The following is a 487-nucleotide window of genomic DNA, read 5'->3' as shown; positions in this document are numbered from 1 at the left end:
AGCTGATTCTGGATGAATTGCTCTGTATCCTTGACCTGAATTTACATCCCAACCTGCACGAGCTGTAAAATTTAACCATTCTGTTGGATCATATATTAATCCAACATTGGTAACAAAACGGTTGTTGAAATCTTCAGCCAAGTTCTTGTTTACGTCCCAAAATGGGTTGTCAGTTTCAGTATCCAATGCTCCGGAAGTAATTTTCCTTCTTGATCCATCAGTATTCAAATAATTACGTACATCATCATTTTGAGGCCAACCCAATAGTGTTAATAAATACCCATTACTACCAGTTAGTGAACCTGACCCACCTTTGGATGCTTTTTGATTTTCCGATTTTGTAAAACTAAAGGTACCTTCTGATTTAAATTTAGGTGAAATTTTTGCTGTAGCATTTAAGCTAGCGTTTAATCGGTTATATGACGTGTTAGGTGTAACGCCTTCTTGATCTAAATTACTCAACGACAATCTGTAGGAAGTAGTTTCT

At 36.3% G+C, this 487-nt stretch carries 1 protein-coding gene; it reads right to left on the bottom strand.

Annotation, left to right across the window (positions count from 1 at the left end; all coding sequences use genetic code 11):
- A partial coding sequence (locus FCS21_RS17640; RefSeq protein WP_222927981.1) for a hypothetical protein occupies positions 1-462 on the bottom strand: 462 nt, incomplete at its 3' end.
- Between the last annotated feature and the right edge of the window lie 25 nt (positions 463-487).

The organism is Colwellia ponticola (genome assembly GCF_005885605.1).
GTDB lineage: Bacteria > Pseudomonadota > Gammaproteobacteria > Enterobacterales > Alteromonadaceae > Colwellia > Colwellia ponticola.
The sequence above is the reverse complement of the archived record's forward strand: the minus strand, read 5'-3'. Positions and strand labels throughout refer to the sequence as shown.